The sequence below is a fragment of the Micromonospora sp. DT231 genome (genome assembly GCF_049847025.1).
In the GTDB taxonomy this organism is placed as follows: Bacteria; Actinomycetota; Actinomycetes; order Mycobacteriales; family Micromonosporaceae; genus Micromonospora.
On sequence record NZ_JBNCNO010000002.1, the window covers coordinates 1 to 18,262 of the forward strand.

The following is an 18,262-nucleotide window of genomic DNA, read 5'->3' on the forward strand; positions in this document are numbered from 1 at the left end:
CTGGCTTTACAAGCACCCTGTTGAGTTCTCAAAGAACAACCACACACCGACCAGAAGCCCCACCTCAGTGGAACCCCAACCGGGGCTTTTCGTTCCGTGTCCCCGTCGCTCTCGCGCCGGGCACTTTTACTACGTTACCTCACCGTCTTCGCCGTGTCAAACCGTGTGTCCCGGTCTGTCATGCTTCGTACGGCTTAGCGCCGGCGCACTCACGCAGCAGCGAACCGCTGCGTCAGGTCGTCGGATTTGGCAGGCCGGCCGCTGCGGTTTCCCGCAGTCTCGCCCGGTGCCCTGCCGGTCGTGAACCTTACCCGGTCGGCTTCGCCGCACCAAATCCGCCTCGCGGCCGATCCGGCAAGCTCCGCCCGGACCGTGTCTCGCAGGAGCGAACCCCTACTCGACCCGGTTGCCAGTCCGTTCCGGGGCCTCAGGACTTCCGTCCCGTTTGCCCCGTTCCGCGCTGGCAGAGAGAAAGTTACGCGTCTGCGGGTTTGATCGTCAAATCCACGAGCAGCGGCGCCCGTCACACTCGCGCCGACGACCGGTTGCGCGCCTCCGACCGACGACTGCTCGACCCTGGCCTCGGCACCACCACCAGGACCAACGCGGGCCAGGACCTAGCGGGTCAAGACCAGCCGCACGGACCAGAACCAGCGGGACAAGACGAGCGGGCCAGGACGAGCGGGGCAAGGCCAGCGCGGGACCAGGACGAGCGGGGCAAGGCCAGGGGCGGGACCAGAACCAGCGGGACAAGACCAGCGCGCACCAGAACCAGCGGGACAAGACCAGCGCAGGGCAGAACCAGCGCGGGTCAGGAAGCCTGCCGCCGACGGGCGGCGAACCAGCCTCGGATGCCGAGGACACCGACTGTCGTCCCGATGGCCAGCGACGCCGCGATCAGCAGCGCGTGCACCCACAGAAAGCTGGTGGCGGGGCCGTCGGCGACGGTGCCGGACGTCCAGGAGCGCGGGTCCTGCCAGATCGCGACCGCGAACCTCGGCCAGATAACCCAGGTCCAGACCCCGACCCCGACCAGGAAGACGGCCCACCCACGCGACAGCACCATGGCAGCCGAGTATGCCAGCGACCGCTTCACCTGGCCGTTCGCGGACACCCGCCCGCCACCACGTCGGCATGGCAACGCACACCCACCCACCACCCAACCCGGCGCAGCACAGACCCACCCGCGCACCAACCCTGCGCAGCACGCACATCCACCCCGCGCCACCAGCTCGGCACGGCGCGCACACCCACCCGCGCCACCAGCTCGGCGTGGCAGCGGACACCAGTCCCACCACCAGCCCGGCCAGCCACCGAGCTTCCCGTCCCACCACCAGCCCGGCCAGCCACCGCGCTCCCCGTCCCACCACCAAGCCGCCCACCCAAGCCGCCCCACCCAAGCCCGCCCAAGCCAAGCCCGCCCAAGCCAAGCCCCACCAGCCACGGCCCACCAACCAGGCCGGGTCGGACGGCGTGACGGGCTCGGGCCTTCATCGGGCCGTTTTCGACGCCGCAGCGGTGGGCACTTCGAAAGAGGACAGCTGAGGACCGTCCCCCGGAGGTGCCCCGTGCAACCGTCGATCTTCAATCCCTGGGCCTGGCGCGACCCGTCCGCCCTGGCTGGCGGATACACCGAGACCACCCCGTCGGTCACCCCGCCGGAAGGCCAGGACGGTGGCCACGACGGTCCGGACGCTCCCGGTCCCGGTACGCCCATTGACCTGGTGGGTTACCAGGTGCAGGCGAGTGACGGACGGATCGGCACCATCGACGAGGCGAGCAACGAGGCGGGTGCCGGACACCTGGTGGTGGACACCGGCCCCTGGATCTTCGGTCAGAAGGTGCTGCTGCCCGCCGGCACCGTGGAGCGGGTGGATCACCAGGAACGCGTCGTGCATGTCGACCGGACCAAGCAGCAGATCAAGGACGCGCCGCCGCTCGATGCGGATCCGGCCGACCCGGCGTACCGGGAACGCGTCGGGAGCTACTACGCCGACACTCACCTTCCCCCGCCGGGCGCCGTCCCGCGGGTAATGTGAGGTCGTGGTCCGGACGGGCAACTGCGCACCGGAGGCTGTCGACATGGTCGACGGCCTCCCGCTCGGTGCGGTGCCCGGGATCCCGACCAGCTCCGGCGACGGCCGTGAGCAACTCCTGAGTGTCCTCCGTGCCGGTGGTCTGCGGTTCCGCGCCGGCGCGCGATGGCGGACGGCTCGCTGAGCCGATCCCGCTGACCGAGGGGGCTGACCCGCCCCGCTCGGCGCGCGCCCACGCGTGACCCACCAACGGAACGAGAGGCATCACCATGTCCGTCGCACGAATGCTCACCGGCGACCGGCCGACCGGCCGCCTGCACCTCGGCCACTATGTCGGCAGCATCGCCAACCGGGTACGGCTGCACAAGCGCTACGAGAGCTTCTTCATCATCGCCGACCTGCACATGCTCACCACTCGTAACCGCCGCGAGGACATCGACCAGGTCTCCGGCAACGCCCGGGAGATGGTGACGGACGTTCTCGCCGCCGGCGTCGACCCGGAACGGGCCACGTTCTATCTCCAGTCGGCGATCCCGGAGGTCGGCGACCTCAACACCCTGCTACAGAACCTGGTGACGGTCCCCCGGCTGGAACGCGTGCCGTCGCTCAAGGACATGGCCCGCGACGCCGGCAAGGAGGAGATGCCGTACGGGTTGTTGGGTTACCCGGTGCTCCAGGCCGCGGACATCCTCTGCGTGAAGGGCGAGGTGGTCCCGGTCGGTCGGGACAACGCCGCGCACGTCGAGGTGACCCGGGAGATCGCCAGGCGGTTCAACCATCTGTACGGCCCGGTCTTCCCGGTGCCCGAGCTGATCGCGGCGGACACGCCGAGCCTGGTGGGCACCGACGGGGCGGCCAAGATGAGCAAGAGCCGAGGCAACAGCATCGCGCTCTCCGACGACGCGGCGACCGTGCGTCGCAAGGTGCTCGGCATGTACACCGATCCGAACCGGGTGCGCGCCGACGTGCCGGGCACGGTGGAGGGCAACCCGGTGTTCGCGTACCACGAGGTTTTCAACCCGGACCGCGACGAGGTGGCCGACCTGGCCCGGCGTTACCGGGCCGGACGGGTGGGCGACGTGGAGGTCAAGGAACGCCTGGTGGTCGCGTTGGAGGGGTTCCTGGCGCCGATCCGGGAGCGCCGGGCCGAGATCGAGGCGGACCGGGGGTTCGTGGACCGGTTGATCGTCGAGGGTACGGAGCGGACCCGTCAGGAGGTACGCCAGACCTTGGTCGAGGTACGCCGGGCGATGGGGCTGACCGGCGCGTACCAGCAGGTGCGGCGGCGGGCTGAGCGGAGCCGGCGCCGGACGGACACCTCGACCTGAGGCCGGGGCGTCCGCGTCCGGTCGGCGACGTGACACCGGGTCCGCTGCGACACCATCGGGGTCTCAGCGGATCCGGACGTCGGCCAGGTCGAGGGTGATCGGCGTCCAGGAGAGGTCCGGGGTGCGGTCCTCCTGGCGGATGTGGATCCGGCGTCGGGCGAGCAGACCGGATGAGCCAGCAGTCCCGATAGCGCAGAATGCGAGGATGAGGGGGATACTCGGCATTCGTCCGGTGCCGGCGGGGGTGCCGCACCGGACCACGATGTTCGAGATCTTCTTCGACCTGGTCTTCGTCTTCGCGCTCACCCGCGTCATCACGTTCATGGCGGTGTCGCCGAGCGCGCTCACCCTGGCCCAGGGGCTGCTCCTCCTGCTCCTGCTGCTCTACTCCTGGTCGCCGTACATCTGGGTGGGAAACCTGGTCCGGGCGGACGTTGGCCCGGTCCGCGCCATCACCCTGGTCGCGATGGCAGCGATCTTCGTGGCCGCGCTTGTGTTGCCGGACGCGTGGCAGCAGAGCCCGGAGCTGTTCGACGCGCCGCTGACGCTGGCCCTGGCCTACGTGGTTGGCCGGGCCGTACAGCTCGTGATCCTGTTCTGGGCGAGCGCGACGAACCCCGCGCTGCGCTCGACGCTGCGGTTCTTCACCGTGCCGGTGGTGCTGGGGTGGGTTCCGCTGATCATCGGTGCCCTCCTCGGCGGTGCGGCCCAGACGGCGCTCTGGACCGTCGCGTTCCTGTTGAACATCGGCGGCGCCCGGATCGCGTCCACCTTCCGGCCATGGCAACTCCGCAGCGTGGACCACTTCAGCGAGCGGTTCGGCCTGGTGCTCATCATCGCGCTGGGTGAGTCCCTGATCTCCGCGGGCGCAGGTCCGAGGGCGATGGCGCCGGTCGGCTCGGCCCTGCTGGCCGCGCTGCTGGGCCTCACCAGCACGGTCTGCCTGTGGTGGCTCTACTTCGATCGGCTGGCGTCCGCCGCCCGCGAGGCCGTCGGCAACGTGCCGGGTGAGCGACGAGCCCGCGTTGCCGGCGACGCGTACGGCCTCGGGCACTCCACGCTGATCATCGGCGTCATCTACGTCGCGCTCGGCATCGAGGAGGTGATCACCCAGCTCACCGAGGAGTCGACGCATCCCGGCCGGCTGGGCTGGCAGGCCGCGACCGCGCTCTACGGCGGCGCCGCCCTCTACCTGCTCAGCAGGCTGGTATTTCAGCGGCTGACCGTTCGCGTGGTGTACCCGACGCAGGTCGTCGCCGCGCTGCTGCCGCTGCCCCTGCTGCCGATCGGTCGGTCCCTGCCACCCTTGGCGGCGCTCACCCTGCTGACCGCCTTCCTGATCGGGGTGACCTGGTTCGAGCGACGGACGGAGCGACGTGACCCGGCGTCGTGAGGTCCCGGCCCGAGAAACCTGACCGGCCGTGTCGATATCCCCGGACCTCGACCGTCGTCATGCTGTACGGCGACACGCCGCACCGAGAGGAGCCGAGACGTGAAGTACATGCTGCTGTTCATGAGCCCCATGGTCGACGGGAAGGTCGTCGACAACGGGTGCAGCTTCGAGGACTGGATCCGCTACGACCGGGAGATGAAGGACGCCGGGGTCTGGGTCTCCGGGCATCCCCTGCAGGACCTGACGACCTGCACGACTGTGCAGGTCGGCTCGGACGGCGAGCGCACGATCACCGACGGGCCGTTCGCCGAGACCCGAGAACTGCTCGGCGGGTACGACGTCATCGACGTGCCGGACCTCGACGCCGCGCTGGACTGGGCGGCCCGCAGCCCGGGGGCCATCGCCACCGGATCGGTACAGGTCCGTCCGATCTTCGAGATCGACACGCAGTTCTGACCGTGCCGGGTGAGGAGGCAGCCGTCGGGTCGTCGGTGGAGGCGGTGTTCCGGGAGGAACGCGGCCGACTGCTCGCCTCGCTGGTGCGCCGCTTCGGCGACCTCGACCTGGCCGAGGAGGTCGCCTCCGAGGCCATCGAGGCGGCGCTGACGCACTGGCCGACCGACGGCGTCCCGAGCCGGCCGGGCGCCTGGCTGCTCACCACCGCTCGGCGTCGAGCGGTGGACCGGCTACGTCGCGACCGGGTGCTGGCGACGCGGCTCGCCGTACTCCGGGCGGAGGCCGAGCGGGCCGACCACGCGCCGCCCGCCGACGCGGACCGGGACCTGCCCGACGACCGGCTGGCGCTCTTCTTCACCTGCGCGCACCCGGCCCTGGCCGCGCAGGATCGCGGCGCACTCACCCTGCGGTTCCTGGCCGGCCTCACCACTGTCGAGGTCGCCCGGGCCTTCCTGGTGCCGCCCGCCACCATGGCCCAGCGTCTCGTCCGGGCCAAACGGAAGATCCGCGACGCCCGCATCCCGTTCCGGGTGCCGGGCCCCGACGAGCTGCCCGCTCGTCTGCCCACGGTGCTCCAGGCCGTCTACTCGGTCTTCACCGAGGGGTACGCGGCCAGCTCCGGCCCGGACCTGCAACGGATCGGCCTGGCCGAGGAGGCCATCCGGCTGGGCCGGATCCTGCGCCGGCTGCTGCCCGCCGAGCGGGAGGTCGCCGGGCTGCTCGGCCTGATGCTGCTGGTCCACGCCCGACGGGACGCGCGTACCGGGCCGGACGGCGCCATGGTCCTCCTCGACGACCAGGACCGGAGACGCTGGGACCATCAGATGATCGAGGAGGGGCGCGGCCTGGTGGTGGTCGCGCTGACCGGCCGAGCGCCCGGCCCGTACGGGGTGCAGGCGGCCATCGCCGCGCTGCACGACGAGGCCGCCGACGTGGCCAGCACCGACTGGCCGCAGGTGGTGGCGCTCTACGACGTGCTGCTCGGCCTGGTGCCCTCACCGATCGTCGCGCTGAACCGGGCCGCCGCGGTGGCCATGCGGGACGGGCCGGAGGCGGGGCTCGCGCTGCTCGACGAGTTGGCCGACGATCCCCGCCTGCGCGGCCACCACCCCTACCCGGCGGCGCGGGCCGACCTGCTCCGCCGGCTCGGCCGGTACGACGAGGCCGCTGCCGCGTACCGCAGCGCGTTGACGCTCGTCGGCACCGAACCGGAGCGCGCGTACCTGCTCAGCCGGCTGAAGACCGTCACGACCGAGTGAGCTGTACCCTTCCCCGATGACTCTGCCTCTGCCATCCGGTGAGTTCGCGGCGTACCTGTTCGACTGCGACGGCACCATCGTCGACTCGATGCCGCTGCACTACCTGGCCTGGCAGCGGGCCCTTGAGGAGTGGGGCTGCGAGTTTCCGGAGGACCTCTTCTACGCCTGGGGTGGGCGACCCACCGCCGACATCATCGTCGCCCTGAACGAGCAGCAGGGTCTGGCCATGCCGGTGGCGGCCGTCGTCGAGCGCCGGGAGAGCTACTACGAGGAGTTGCTGCCGCAGCTCGCCGCCGTGCCCGAGGTGGTGGCGCACATCCACGACGCCCACCGGCGGGTTCCGTTCGCCGTGGTGTCCGGCAGCACCCGCGCCTCGGTCACCGCCTCGCTCGACGCGCTCGGCCTGCTGGACCGGTTCGACGTGCTGGTCTGCGCCGAGGACTACACCCGGGCCAAGCCCGACCCGGAGGCGTTCCTGCTCGCGGCGGAGCACCTCGGCGTACCCCCGGGGTCGTGCCTGGTCTTCGAGGACACCGACCTGGGCATCCAGGCCGCGACCGCGGCCGGCATGGCGTCGGTACGCGTGCCGCAGCAGCGCTCGCCGCGCTGAGGTCTCAGGCCACCGTCAGCAGCAGCTTGCCCGGGTAGGAGGTTTCCAGGCGCTGGTGCGCTTCCCGCACCTTGCCCAGCGGGAACTTCTCCGCGACGTGCACCACGAACGGGCCGGCCTCGATGAGTTCGTTGAGGCGCTGCAGCTGTCGGGGGCCCGATTCGCCGTCGTACGCCCGGACCACCACACCTTGCCGTTCCTGCGGCTCCGGCTGCACCCCGTGGGCGAAGGCGACCACACCGCCGTCGGTAAGTGCCTCGGTGAGCCGGTCGAGCGTCTTGCCGCCCGCCATCGCCAGGATGGCGTCCACCCCGGCCGGTGCCGCGTCCCGGATGCGGGCGAGCACCTCGGTCGGGTCGGCGTGGCCGTCGAGGGACACGTCGGCGCCGAGTCGGGTCACAAGCGCGACGCCGTCCGCCCCGGAGGCAACGGCGATCACGTTCAGGCCCTGCCGCTTGGCCAACTGCACGGCCAGGTGGCCCTGGCCGCCGCTCGCACCGAAGATCAACAACCAGGCGCCCGCCGACAGGCTCACGGTGTCGAGCCCGGCCAGCGCGGTCAGCGCGTCGGTGGGCATGGCCCCGGCGTGCTCGGCCGGCACACCGGCGGGGACCTTCGCCGCGTACTCCGCCTTGACCGCGGCGTACTCGGCGTAGAAGCCACCCTTCGGGCGGGTGGTGGCGGAGACGTAGACCAGGTCGCCGACCCCGACGTTCGACACCTTGCTGCCGGCGGCGATGACGGTGCCGGCGCCGTCGGAGCCGGGCACGATCGGGAGGGCCGAGCCCTCCGGCACGAGCACACCCTGCCGCTCGTACACGTCCCACACCCCGACGCCCGCGCTCCAGACCTTGATCAGCACCTCGTCGTCGGCGATCTGCGGGATCGGCAGCTTCCGCAGCGTGATCACCTCCGGCCCACCGAACTCGTCCAGGGCCGCGGCCTGCATCCGCTCTGGCACATCCCCGTCAACCATGTGGATTCCCCCTCTGTGCCGGCGTCACCGTCGCAGCATGCCGGCTCGGGGACGGGCGCGGTCCGGAGCCGAGTGCCGTTCACCCACAAGGGCGACCGCCGCGCGATCGTGCGGTTCCGGGTGCCGGTACGCGTGGAACGCCCTGCTGTGCCGGCGCAGAAAGTGCACGATCGCGGGAGAGGGACAGGGAGGGGCGTGGTCAGGAGGTTTGCGGCTTCGGGCCACGAAGGGCCTGCTCGACGGCGTCGCGTACGCGGGCGTCCTCGCGTACCGCGCGCCGCGTCCGGTTGCGACGCCGGTAGAGGTACGCCCCGACGATCGCGGCGACAAGGACGACGAGCGCCAGCACCAACATCCACGGCAGCGCCCACCCGTGCGCGGTGACCTGTACCGGCTTGAGCGAGGTGGTGGAGCCCGAGGCGTCGGTGAGCAGCGGCGTGACGGTCACGGTCGCGGCCAGCGAGACGGCGGGGGCGACCCCGGCGATCGGCACGGTCACGTCCCAGCTCTCGCCCGGGAGCAGCTCCGGCGGCGCGGCGATGTCCTTCGCCCGGACCCGCAGCACGCCGAACGGCCCCGAGACCGAGACCGCCTGCTGCCCGGAGAGCGCGGCGTTGCCGACGTTGTGGATCTTATAGGTGATGGTGGCGTCGCCCTTGCGGAACGGGTTGACCGAACCGCCGTACGTCACGTGCGGGTCCTCGATCGCGAGGTTCGGCTTCAGCTCGCCCCCGACCCGCAACTTGATCCGGATGCCGAGGCGCCTGTCGACGTTTATGCCTTCGGCCTGGTCGGCCTGGGTGAGCGTGGTGAGGATCCCGCCGACGTAGTCACCGGGCGTGGCGTTGTCCGGGACGCCCACCGTGAAGGGGACCTGCGCGGTCTTGCCGGGCTGGATCACGACACTGCCGGCCTTCGGCTTCGCCCAGGCGCCGATCGCGACGGACTTGGCGTCCCTGGTGAGCAGGTCGAGTTGGCCCGCGTCGGTCGTGAAGCCGTCGGCGGCGTACACGGACAGGGTCAGCGGCGCCTTGCCGCGGTTGGCGACGACCATGGCGTCCTCGACGGCGCCGCCGGGGTTGACGTTGTAGCTGTAACTGGACCGAGCCTCGCCGTAGCCGTTGGAGGCCGTGCGGACCGTCCAGGCGACGTTGCCGTCCGCCGCCAGGGCGGGGCCGGCGCCGACGCCGACTGTCGCGACGACGGCGAGCAGGGACAGCGCGGTGGTACGAGCACGCTTCTTCCAGCGCGTTACGGACGGGTACATGTCGGTTCCTTGAGGTGATCTTGGGAGGACTGCACATGGGTGGCGGGGCAGGCCCCCGAAGGTGCCTACCCCGCCGGATGGAACAGGTCGGTCAGCTGCTCAGCGCGGTGATCGTGAGCGTGGTGCGGTAGCTGCCCTTCGCGATGCTGTCCGGGATCTTCAGATCCAGGTCGGCGCCGAGGCGGGCACCACCCCGCGCGTGACCCTGCGCGGCAGCGGCGAGGGCGCTGGAGACCGAGAGGCCCTTGCCCTGGTCGTCGAAGGACGACAGGACCGGAGCACCGGCCTCGGCGCCCGCGCCGCCGTCGAGCACGTACGGGTTCCAGCCCAGGTAGGAGCCGGAGAACTTCTTGTCGGCGTCGGAGAAGTCGCCGACGTTCGCCGAGATCGACCACGGGGCGAGCGAGCGGCGGCTGTCCGACACGAGGATCGGGTTGATCTTGCCGGCCGCCTCGAAGAAGGTGCCGTCGCGCTCCTGGGCGGTGCCCAGGTCGACGAGGCCGTTGTAGCCGTCGATCGTCCAGCCGAACTCGCCCGGAGCCGGGTTCGGCACGTTGACCTGGATGGCCTGACCGTCACCGTGGTACGGGTGCACCGTGACCTTGTCGACGATCGAGCCGACCGGCTGACCCTCCGGGGTGTTGACGCAGGAGAGGCCCTTCTCGACGGCCGCGTTCGGCGCCGCGCAGGTGCCGCTGCGGACGTTGGCCAGGACCAGCTTGTCGCCGCGCACCTGCACCTTGACGTAGCTGCGGACGTGCTCCTGGTTCTGCACCGAGTTGTACCAGTACTTGCCCGGGTCGAGCGGGTCGGGGCCGTTGCCCCGGATGCCGGTGCCGCTGTCGTCCGGCTTCTTGATGTCGTAGTACTTCGAGCCGGAGGCCGAGTTCGCCGTCACGTAGATGACGCCGCCCGGGCCGGGGAACACGTCGGCAGCGCCGGGCTGCTCGGCCGGGTTCTCCTTCTGGCCGTTCTTGATGGAGTAGCTGCGGGTGTAGCTGTGGTCGTGGCCCTGGAGCACCATGTCCACGCCGAGGTTGGAGAACGCCGTGGTGAAGTCCTCGCGCCGCTGCTTGTTGTCGGTGTCGGTCGCGTGGCTGGCCGGCGAGTAGATCGAGTGGTGGTAGACGAGCACCTTCCACTTGGCCTCGGAGCCGTGCTTGTTGATCACGTCGGTGACGTACGCGACGTGCGCCGCGTCGCCGCCGGCGGAGCCGTCCGCCGGGTTGGCGTAGCTGTTGCTGTTCAGGTCGATGAACAGCACGTCCTTGTGGATGAACCAGTAGTCGCCGCCGGACCGGGTCGCCTGGTCGCCGTTGTAGTACTGCGCCGAGCGGTCGGTGTTCGGGGTGAAGTGGTGCTGCTCGTAGGACTTGCCGCCGACGTCGTGGTTACCGATGGTGGCCACGAGCGGGTACTGACGGAGCTGCTCGGGGGCCAGGAACGAGCTCCACTGCCCCTCGTCGTTGGCGCTCTCCACGTGGTCACCGGCGGAGACCAGCAGCTCGGCGTTCGGGTTGGCGCCGGTGGCGACCTTCAGGGTCTCCTCCCAGCCGGCCTGGTCCTTCAGCCGGTCGCCGGAGGAGCCGATCTGCGGGTCACCGAAGAACAGGAAGTCGTAGTCGCCCTCGAAGTCCTGGGTCTTGAAGGCGTACGCCGGGGACCAGCCGCCCTCGGCGCCGACCCGGTACGAGTACGCCGTGTTCTCCCGCAGGTTGCTGATCGTGGCGTGCCTGTTGAAACCGGTGGTGGAGGTGTTCGCCGCGCCGACGGCGTCGAAGCTGACGGCGCCTGCCGGAAACTCGCCGTTGACGATCTCGGCGGTCGGGGCGAGCTGGATCTTCTGCGCGGTGTCCGCGGAGGAGTACCAGCTCACGATCCGCTGGGTCTCGTTGGCGCCGACGCCGAGGACCACGCCGGTGATCGTGGTGGACTCGGCCGCGCTCGCAGTGGCCATCAGGCCGCTACCGAGGGCCGCGCCCATTCCCAGGAAGCCGGCTGCGACCCCGGCGACCACGCGCCGCCGCACAAGCCCGGGGGCCCGTGTCGAGGTGCTCAATGTCATCGACATTGTTCCCTTTTCAAATAGAGAAATGGATGGTGACTTCACCCGACGCGGGGAAGCAAATCCACGCTTTCGCCGCCCGGTTAACCGACCATGAACGTGATCTTGCGAAAGCCTGCACTTCACGAACTACTTAGCCTTACTCAGGACCCGGAAACGCGCTGCACAAACCAGATCAGGCCCATGACGGACACGGCTGCGGAAACAACGCCGGTCGCCCAGATCCCGGTTTTCGGCGCACGGCGGCGCAGGACCAGAAGGAGCGGGAAGACCACCGCGATAATCGTCAACTGAACGGCTTCGATGCCGATGTTGAACACCAACAGCGACCACAGCAGAGTCCACGACCACGCCTCGTCGATGCCCAACGCGCCCGCGAAGCCCAGGCCGTGCACGAGGCCGAAGCAGAACACCACACCGAGACGGATCCACCCCGCCCGATCCAGGCTGAAGTGCCCCTGCCCCGCCGTGTCCAGGTCTGTCGCGTGCTCGCCGCGTCGCCAGATACCCCACAGGTGCCAGCCGGCGACGACGGCGATCGACAACGCGATCACCGGCTCCACGATCGCCCCCGGCACCTCGACCAGGCCGAGCGCCGCGAGCATGAACGTCACCGAGTGCGCAAGGGTGAAGCTGGTGGCCGCGAGCACGATCTCCCGCAGCCGCCGCGATCCGGCGATGAGCGCCAGCAGGAACAGGATGTGGTCGATCCCGGACAGCAGATGCTCGGCGCCCAGCAGGAAGAACTCCCCGAACCGCTGGTACCACGCCTGCCCCGTCGAGAAGGTGGGGTGGGCGCTGTCCAGCGCCGCACTGCCCGACCGGCCGTCGATGTCGTAGGTGACGATCGTCTTGGTGCCCTTGACGTAGCCCTCGGCGTCCGGGAACAGCGCGCCGCGCACCTCGTGCTCGCCGACCCGCTCGGGACAGGTCCAGTCGAGCAGCAGATTCGCGTACGGCACGCCCTCGCGCTCGCCGATCGTCGCGTCGCCCACCTGGGTTGGCCGACAGGCCGCGTCCCGCGCGCTCACCGAGAACCGGTCGGAGACATACCTGAGGACCGTCGACGAATGGCTCTTCAGTGCCGCGGCCTGGGCGTCGCCGTCGCCCGCGTCGAACGCGGCCGTGCCCGCCTGGAAGAGCGGGTCGTCGTGACCCGAATCCGCGGCGGACACGACGAGAAGGTCGTATTCGAGGTCCATCGCCGTACGGATGTGACCCTCGTCTCCGGCCATTATTTTCGCGTACACAGTCGACGAAAAGCCGTGCGCGGAGGCCGGTCCGGCGGCCAAGAATGGGAGCACCACCGCAGCAATCCCGACAGCGATGACGATAACGGTACGGCGAACGCGCCCCAACATGCGACTCCCTCGGTAGGCCAGTGCACGTTGCAGGGCACGGGTTAACACCAGCCCGCGCGCCGACGAACCGCCGGAAAACAACGGCCCCGGACGACCGCCCGTGGACAAACGGCGCAGGGAATTGAGATAGGAATACGAGGCTGCCGCCACCACTCGAGAGGACGACCACCTTGCGCCCCCCGCTTCGCGCCGTCGCCATGCTGGCCGCGACCGCCGCGCTGGTCGCCGCCTGCGACTCCGGCGACGACTGGTCACAGCCGCACCCCGCACCCAGCGCCGTCGGGACGCTCGGCCCCGGATTCGTCGACCCCTCCACCACCCCCGCTCCGGAGGCGACGATCACGCCGCAACCCGGCTCGTGGGCCGGGGTCCACCCACCGGAGGACTACCGGGTCGTCCTGCTCACCGCCGGCTCTGACGACCCGACGAAGGCTCTGGTGACGGCCGTGCGGGAGTGGGCCGACGACGAGCACGCGGATCTCCGGACGATCGTCGTCGGCAACGCCCACGATGCCATTCCCAGCATCGCCAAGGCCATGGAGATGAACCCGGACCTCATCGTCAGCGCCGGCGGCGACCTCATCGATCCCCTCGCCCTGGTCACCCCGAACCACCTGGACGAGAAGTTCCTCGTGGTGGGCGCCGAGCTGGCGGAGCCCACCCACAACGTGACATCGGTCGACTGGGATGGCGCGTCGTTCCGCGGGGAAGGGCTCGGCATGTCCTCCACGTACGACCCGAAGTCGTTCACCGCCGAGCGCTGCGCGGCCGCCGTCCGGGCGGGTGTGGCGGCGGTCCTCAACGATTTGACCGGGATCGTGGTCTGGCTCTGAGGGCGGTGGACGAGGACTGTCCGCACCAGGGCCGTTCGCGGTTCAGCGCGGGGCGGGCCCACGGTCCTCGAACTCGTAAGTGGTGGTGAGGCCCTCGGGCAGGTCGGGCACCAGGGCGTTGGTGCCGTCGACCACCTGGACGTAGCGCTTCCCCTGGAACATCGAGTAGCTGCCGTCGGGGACCCGCTCGATCCGGAAGAGCTGCGTCGAGGCGGCGGCATCGCACGCCCGGCCGCGTACGCTGCCCGGCGCGGCGTCGTGCACGACGGTCATGCAGATCGCGTTGGCACCGGACGCCAGACGGATCCGGTACCTGTCGCCCTCCGGGTGGAGAACCCACAGCGCCCGATCCTCGACGTCCTGCTCGCTGGTGGCCCGCACCTGATCGCCGTCGCGGTCGATCGCCAAGGTGGCGCCGCGCATGCCGGGCAGCACGATCCGGACCTGGCGCCCGCCGCCGAGGATCTGCTGCGGTCCCGCCGAGGCGGTTGCGGACGGGGCTGGCGCGGACGGGGGCACGGACGGTGCGACCTGGGTGGCCGGGCCGGCACCCGGCGTCTCGACGCCGGCCCGCGCCTGCCACAGAGTGGTGCCAGCGGCAACGGCCACGACAGCCAGCCCCGCCACGCCGGCGGCGACAGTCACCCGATGCCGCCGACGCCTGTCGCTGCGCTGCCGCAACGTCTGCGCGGAGGGGAGCGTCGCGACCCGCCGGACCTCGTCGACGATCGCGGTGAGCTCGTCGCGTGGATCAGCCATGGGACGTCTCCTCCTGGTGCGCGTCGGTCAGCAGCCCGGCCATCGCTCGTCGACCACGGGCGAGATACGTCTTCACGGTCCCGACGGGAGCCTGCATCTCGGCCGCCACCTCGGCGACGCTGAGATCGTTCAGGTGGTGCAGCACGACGGCCCGGCGCTCGTTGGCGCTCAGCCGCTGCAACGCCTGCAACAGGGCGACATGGTCCTCGTTCAGCCCGGGAACGCCCTGGTCGACAGCGGCCCGGCGATGCGCGCGTATCCGGTTGAACGTCTTGCGCCAACTGCTGACCGCGATCCGGGACGCGACGCGACGGACCCACGCCTCCGGGCTGTCCGCCTCCCGTACCGTCCGCCAGCGCTGCCAGGCCCGCATGAACGCCTCGGCGACGGCATCCTCCGCCTCGGCCCGGTTGCCGGTCAGCGCGTACACGTGACCCACGACCCGGCCGGCACAGGCCGCGTAGAGGGCGTCGAACTCCTCGGCATCACGCATCCGACCGGTGCCCTCCCCTGCCGTTTCCGCTGGTCACCGCCGCATGCAACCCCTCGGGGTGAATCGGACACCTCGGCGCGGGGCCGGTTTGTGACGCCCATCACAGCAGAGTGATCAACCTAACGCCCCGGCCAGGCGTCATCGTGCCGTCCCGGGAGACGCCCGTGGCGGAGAGGACGATGTGCGACGACGGCAACGACGCGCGCTGACAGCCGGCGTACTCGCGACCGCGCTGGTGGCGGCGGGCCTGACGGCCACCCCGGCCAACGCGGGGGTGAAGCCGGGGGCCACTGTCGACGGCAGACCCGGCACCTTCACGCTGATCACCGGCGACGAAGTCACGCTCGACGCGAACGGTCACCCGACGATCCAGCGCGGGCCGGGGCGGGCCGGCATGCGATTCGTGACCAGCCGCGAGGGCGGCCACCAGATCGTCATCCCGGTGGACGCGATGCCACTGCTGCGGGACGGACGCCTCGACCGGCGGCTGTTCGACCTCACCGTGCTCGGCGGGTTCGGCTACGACGACCGGGCCGCCGAGCTGCCGCTGCTTGTCGCGTACCCGGAGAACGCGGCGGCGCAGGCGCGGGCCGCGACCGTCGGGGGCGCCGCGCGGGTCCGGGCCGACCTGCCCGCCACCCACGCGTTGGCCGTACGGGCGAAACCGGACGACCGGGTCACGCTCTGGGGCTCGCTCACCGGTGGGACGGCCGCCGCGCGCACCCTGGCCCCAGGGGTCACCCACATCTGGCTGGACGGCAAACGCAGGGTCTCCCTCGACCGCAGTGTGCCGCAGATCGGCGCCCCGGCGGCCTGGCAGGCCGGGTTCGACGGCACCGGTGTCACGGTCGGCGTGCTGGACACCGGGATCGACGCAAGCCACCCCGACTTCGCGGGTCACCTCACCGAGGTCCGGGACTTCACCGGGGGCGACGACCCCGGCGACGCGGTCGGCCACGGCACCCACGTGGCGTCGACGATCGTGGGCAGCGGCGCTGCCTCCGGCGGAAGGTATCGCGGTGTGGCGCCGGGGGCGAAGCTGCTCGTCGGCAAGGTCTGCGCCACCACCGAGTGCCAGGACTCGGACATCATCACCGGGATGCAGTGGCTCGCGCCGCAGGCGCGGGTGGTCAACCTGAGCGTGGGTGGCGACGACGCTCCCGGCCTCGACCCGCTGGAAACCGCGGTGCAGGAGCTGAGCAAGCAGTACGGCACGCTCTTCGTGGTGGCGGCCGGCAACGAGGGCAAACCGAAGTCGGTCTCCTCGCCGGCCTCGGCCGACGACGCCCTCGCCGTCGCCGCGGTCGACGCCGACGACAAGCGGGCGTACTTCTCCAGCCGGGGCCCGCGCATCGGCGACAACCACATCAAGCCGGAGATCAGCGCGCCCGGCGTCGACATCGTGGCCGCCGCCCCCGGCGGCGACTACGCCACCATGTCGGGCACCTCGATGGCGACTCCGCACGTGGCCGGCACCGCCGCGATCCTCGCCGGGCAGCACCCGGACTGGACCGGCCCGCAGCTCAAGGCCGCCCTGATGGACTCGGCCAAGCCGACCGGCGAGGACACCATCTACGAGCAGGGCGCCGGCCGGGTCGACATCGCCCGCGCGGTCGCCCAGCCGGTCGCCGCCGACGTCGCCGCCATCGACTTTCCGGTCCAGCGCTGGCCGCACGCCGACGACACCCCGATCACCCAGGTCGTCGGCTACCGCAACACCGGCAGCACGCCGGTCACCCTGACGCTGGGCATCGTCCCGGCCCCGGCCGGCATGCTCACCGTCAGCCCGGCGACGCTCGTGGTGCCGGCCGGCGGTCGCGCCGAGGCGACGATCACCGTGGACACCCGGGTGGACGCTCCGGACGGCGTCTACCAGGGCGCGCTGACCGCGACAGGTGCCGGAGACCTGCGGGTACGCACGCCGTTCGCGCTCAACCGCGAGATCGAGAGCTACGACGTACGGCTCACCCACACCGGGCGCGACGGCCGACCGGCCACCGGGTACACGACAGTGGCGGCGAACCTGGCCACCGGCGAGTTCAGCACCCTCGACGGGGCACCGGGAGGCGGCACCCTGCGGCTGCCCAAGGGCCGGTACGCGCTCTACAGCACCATCCACGAGGGCGACGCGTCGACGTTGCTGGTCCAGCCCGTGCTCGACGTACGCGGCCCGGTGACCGAGGCCGTCGACGCCCGCACCGCCAAGCCGGTCGCGCTGACGGTGCCCCAGCGTGACGCCGCACCCATCGCGATCAACGTGAGCGCGAACTGGGACGACGGCTTCCGTTACCCGGGTGTCCAGCTCAGCGGGGTGTCGTTCGGGGACGTCTTCTTCGGCCGGATCGGGCCCGCCGTCGCCGCACCCGAGTTCACCGCGACGCTTGGTGTCGGGCTCGCCCGCCCCGGCGCGGACGGGACCTTCCGGAACAGCCCCTACACGTACGACCTGGCGTACGTCCGCCCCGGCGACATGTTCACGGGTCTGGCCGGGAAGCTCTCGGCGAAGAACCTCGCCACGGTCCGGACGACCTACCGGAGCCAGTCCACGGCCGCGACAGCCGTCCGGTTCCACCGCGCGTCGGCACCCGGCGGGTCCGGCCCGATCGGTTCGAGCACGCCGCTCGACCTGCCGTTCCACGGCACCGAGTACTACAACACCGACGGTGGCATCACCTGGACGTCCACGTTCCTCGAGGGCGACAACTCCAGCACGCAGGACTCCACCTTCCAGGCGGGCCGGACGTACGCCCAGACCTGGAACGCGGCGCCCTTCGGCCCCACGGTGGCCCACGCACCCAGCCTGGCGCCCCTGGGGTACGCGGGCCGCGACGGCGACACCATCTCGGTCGCGTCGCTGCCGTTGTTCGGCGACGCGGCGGGACGCCCCGCGAGCCGCGACGACCGGCCGGTGCGGCTCCGGCTGTTGCGCGACGGCACGGAGATCGGCAGCTCGGACAGCCCGTGGGCGGAGTTCGCCGTGCCCGCCGGCAAGGCCACCTACCGACTGGAGGCGACGATCACCCGCGCCGCCCCGGACACGCTGTCGACCTCGGTCTCGGTGGCGTGGACCTTCACCTCGGCGCACACGTCGTCACCGCAGCGACTGCCGCTGACGACGGCCCGGCCGACACCGGCGCTGGATGACACCAACACGGCCCGGACGGGCAGGGTCATGGCCATCCCGGTGGCGCTGGACCGGCAGGCGGGGTCGACGGCGGCGGCCAATCGGAAACTCGGCGTCTCCGCGTCGTTCGACGACGGCAGGACGTGGATCGCGTTGCCGGTGCTGCGGGGTGTCGCTCTCATCGCTCACCCCCGCCGGCCCGGCTTCGTGTCGCTGCGGGTGACGGCGGCGGACACCGCTGGCAACACGGTCACGCAGACGATCCAGCGGGCCTACCGGATCGCCTGACGGGCGTGCCCCGA

At 71.1% G+C, this 18,262-nt stretch carries 16 protein-coding genes; 8 read left to right on the top strand and 8 right to left on the bottom strand.

Annotated features, from left to right (window positions below):
- Positions 1–811 precede the first annotated feature (811 nt).
- Positions 812–1,066, bottom strand: a complete 255-nt coding sequence (locus ACPXBU_RS04765) for an SCO4848 family membrane protein (RefSeq protein ID WP_425756727.1) — start codon at positions 1,064–1,066, stop codon at positions 812–814.
- Between the two features lie 502 nt (positions 1,067–1,568).
- On the opposite strand from ACPXBU_RS04765, the gene ACPXBU_RS04770 reads away from it, so the two are divergent.
- Together ACPXBU_RS04770 and trpS are read left to right on the top strand one after the other, a co-directional pair.
- A complete protein-coding gene (locus ACPXBU_RS04770; RefSeq protein WP_425756729.1) occupies positions 1,569–2,039 on the top strand; it encodes a PRC-barrel domain-containing protein in 471 nt (156 codons plus the stop codon).
- Between the two features lie 266 nt (positions 2,040–2,305).
- Positions 2,306–3,364: a tryptophan--tRNA ligase gene (gene trpS / locus ACPXBU_RS04775; protein WP_393364582.1), complete on the top strand. Its 1,059-nt coding sequence runs from the start codon at positions 2,306–2,308 to the stop codon at positions 3,362–3,364.
- Between the two features lie 63 nt (positions 3,365–3,427).
- Here trpS and ACPXBU_RS04780 read toward each other — a convergent pair whose 3' ends face one another.
- Entirely contained in the window at positions 3,428–3,589 is a 162-nt protein-coding gene (locus ACPXBU_RS04780) for a hypothetical protein (RefSeq protein ID WP_425756731.1), read from the bottom strand.
- Between ACPXBU_RS04780 and ACPXBU_RS04785 the strand changes: the two genes are divergently transcribed.
- The 4 genes from ACPXBU_RS04785 to ACPXBU_RS04800 all read left to right on the top strand — a co-directional run bounded on the left by ACPXBU_RS04785 (position 3,570) and on the right by ACPXBU_RS04800 (position 7,082).
- Positions 3,570–4,757: a low temperature requirement protein A gene (locus tag ACPXBU_RS04785; protein ID WP_425756733.1), complete on the top strand. Its 1,188-nt coding sequence runs from the start codon at positions 3,570–3,572 to the stop codon at positions 4,755–4,757. The genes ACPXBU_RS04780 and ACPXBU_RS04785 overlap by 20 nt on opposite strands.
- Positions 4,758–4,865: 108 nt before the next feature.
- Positions 4,866–5,213: a YciI family protein gene (locus tag ACPXBU_RS04790; protein ID WP_425757520.1), complete on the top strand. Its 348-nt coding sequence runs from the start codon at positions 4,866–4,868 to the stop codon at positions 5,211–5,213.
- Positions 5,214–5,215: 2 nt separating this feature from the next.
- Positions 5,216–6,472: an RNA polymerase sigma factor gene (locus tag ACPXBU_RS04795; protein ID WP_393364592.1), complete on the top strand. Its 1,257-nt coding sequence runs from the start codon at positions 5,216–5,218 to the stop codon at positions 6,470–6,472.
- Positions 6,473–6,488: 16 nt separating this feature from the next.
- Positions 6,489–7,082: an HAD family hydrolase gene (locus ACPXBU_RS04800; RefSeq protein WP_425756735.1), complete on the top strand. Its 594-nt coding sequence runs from the start codon at positions 6,489–6,491 to the stop codon at positions 7,080–7,082.
- Between the two features lie 4 nt (positions 7,083–7,086).
- On the opposite strand, the gene ACPXBU_RS04805 is transcribed toward ACPXBU_RS04800, so the two are convergent.
- The 4 genes from ACPXBU_RS04805 to ACPXBU_RS04820 all read right to left on the bottom strand — a co-directional run bounded on the left by ACPXBU_RS04805 (position 7,087) and on the right by ACPXBU_RS04820 (position 12,901).
- Positions 7,087–8,058 (bottom strand): NADP-dependent oxidoreductase, encoded by a 972-nt coding sequence (locus ACPXBU_RS04805; protein ID WP_425756737.1) that lies wholly within the window; start codon positions 8,056–8,058, stop codon positions 7,087–7,089.
- Positions 8,059–8,257: 199 nt separating this feature from the next.
- Positions 8,258–9,325, bottom strand: coding sequence for a WxL protein peptidoglycan domain-containing protein (locus tag ACPXBU_RS04810; RefSeq protein WP_425756739.1), 1,068 nt, complete (start codon positions 9,323–9,325; stop codon positions 8,258–8,260).
- Between the two features lie 91 nt (positions 9,326–9,416).
- Positions 9,417–11,390 (bottom strand): fibronectin type III domain-containing protein, encoded by a 1,974-nt coding sequence (locus ACPXBU_RS04815; RefSeq protein WP_425756741.1) that lies wholly within the window; start codon positions 11,388–11,390, stop codon positions 9,417–9,419.
- A gap of 143 nt (positions 11,391–11,533) precedes the next feature.
- Positions 11,534–12,901, bottom strand: a complete 1,368-nt coding sequence (locus ACPXBU_RS04820) for a HupE/UreJ family protein (RefSeq protein ID WP_425756742.1) — start codon at positions 12,899–12,901, stop codon at positions 11,534–11,536.
- 20 nt (positions 12,902–12,921) lie between these two features.
- On the opposite strand from ACPXBU_RS04820, the gene ACPXBU_RS04825 reads away from it, so the two are divergent.
- Complete coding sequence (locus ACPXBU_RS04825; RefSeq protein WP_425756744.1) at positions 12,922–13,584, top strand: hypothetical protein; 663 nt, start codon at positions 12,922–12,924, stop codon at positions 13,582–13,584.
- Positions 13,585–13,626: 42 nt separating this feature from the next.
- Here the strand turns inward: ACPXBU_RS04825 and ACPXBU_RS04830 are convergent, their stop codons facing one another.
- Together ACPXBU_RS04830 and ACPXBU_RS04835 are read right to left on the bottom strand one after the other, a co-directional pair.
- Positions 13,627–14,343, bottom strand: coding sequence for a hypothetical protein (locus ACPXBU_RS04830; protein ID WP_425756746.1), 717 nt, complete (start codon positions 14,341–14,343; stop codon positions 13,627–13,629).
- The gene (locus ACPXBU_RS04835) at positions 14,336–14,836 is read right to left on the bottom strand and encodes a sigma-70 family RNA polymerase sigma factor (RefSeq protein ID WP_393364612.1); all 501 of its coding nucleotides are present in this window, start codon (positions 14,834–14,836) and stop codon (positions 14,336–14,338) included. The genes ACPXBU_RS04830 and ACPXBU_RS04835 overlap by 8 nt, the downstream gene beginning before the upstream one ends.
- Before the next feature lie 181 nt (positions 14,837–15,017).
- Here ACPXBU_RS04835 and ACPXBU_RS04840 point away from each other — a divergent pair, with 181 nt between their 5' ends.
- Positions 15,018–18,248, top strand: coding sequence for a S8 family peptidase (locus tag ACPXBU_RS04840; protein WP_425756748.1), 3,231 nt, complete (start codon positions 15,018–15,020; stop codon positions 18,246–18,248).
- The last annotated feature ends 14 nt before the right edge of the window (positions 18,249–18,262 follow it).

What these genes read in the sequence shown, in the direction of transcription:
- ACPXBU_RS04805 (WP_425756737.1), bottom strand. Translation starts at nt 8,058, where the DNA reads ATGGTTGACGGGGATGTGCCAGAGCGGATGCAGGCCGCGGCCCTGGAC.
- ACPXBU_RS04765 (WP_425756727.1), bottom strand. Translation starts at nt 1,066, where the DNA reads ATGGTGCTGTCGCGTGGGTGGGCCGTCTTCCTGGTCGGGGTCGGGGTC.
- ACPXBU_RS04780 (WP_425756731.1), bottom strand. Translation starts at nt 3,589, where the DNA reads ATGCCGAGTATCCCCCTCATCCTCGCATTCTGCGCTATCGGGACTGCT.
- ACPXBU_RS04810 (WP_425756739.1), bottom strand. Translation starts at nt 9,325, where the DNA reads ATGTACCCGTCCGTAACGCGCTGGAAGAAGCGTGCTCGTACCACCGCG.
- trpS (WP_393364582.1), top strand. Translation starts at nt 2,306, where the DNA reads ATGTCCGTCGCACGAATGCTCACCGGCGACCGGCCGACCGGCCGCCTG.
- ACPXBU_RS04815 (WP_425756741.1), bottom strand. Translation starts at nt 11,390, where the DNA reads ATGACATTGAGCACCTCGACACGGGCCCCCGGGCTTGTGCGGCGGCGC.
- ACPXBU_RS04830 (WP_425756746.1), bottom strand. Translation starts at nt 14,343, where the DNA reads ATGGCTGATCCACGCGACGAGCTCACCGCGATCGTCGACGAGGTCCGG.
- ACPXBU_RS04835 (WP_393364612.1), bottom strand. Translation starts at nt 14,836, where the DNA reads ATGCGTGATGCCGAGGAGTTCGACGCCCTCTACGCGGCCTGTGCCGGC.
- ACPXBU_RS04785 (WP_425756733.1), top strand. Translation starts at nt 3,570, where the DNA reads ATGAGGGGGATACTCGGCATTCGTCCGGTGCCGGCGGGGGTGCCGCAC.
- ACPXBU_RS04790 (WP_425757520.1), top strand. Translation starts at nt 4,866, where the DNA reads ATGCTGCTGTTCATGAGCCCCATGGTCGACGGGAAGGTCGTCGACAAC.
- ACPXBU_RS04800 (WP_425756735.1), top strand. Translation starts at nt 6,489, where the DNA reads ATGACTCTGCCTCTGCCATCCGGTGAGTTCGCGGCGTACCTGTTCGAC.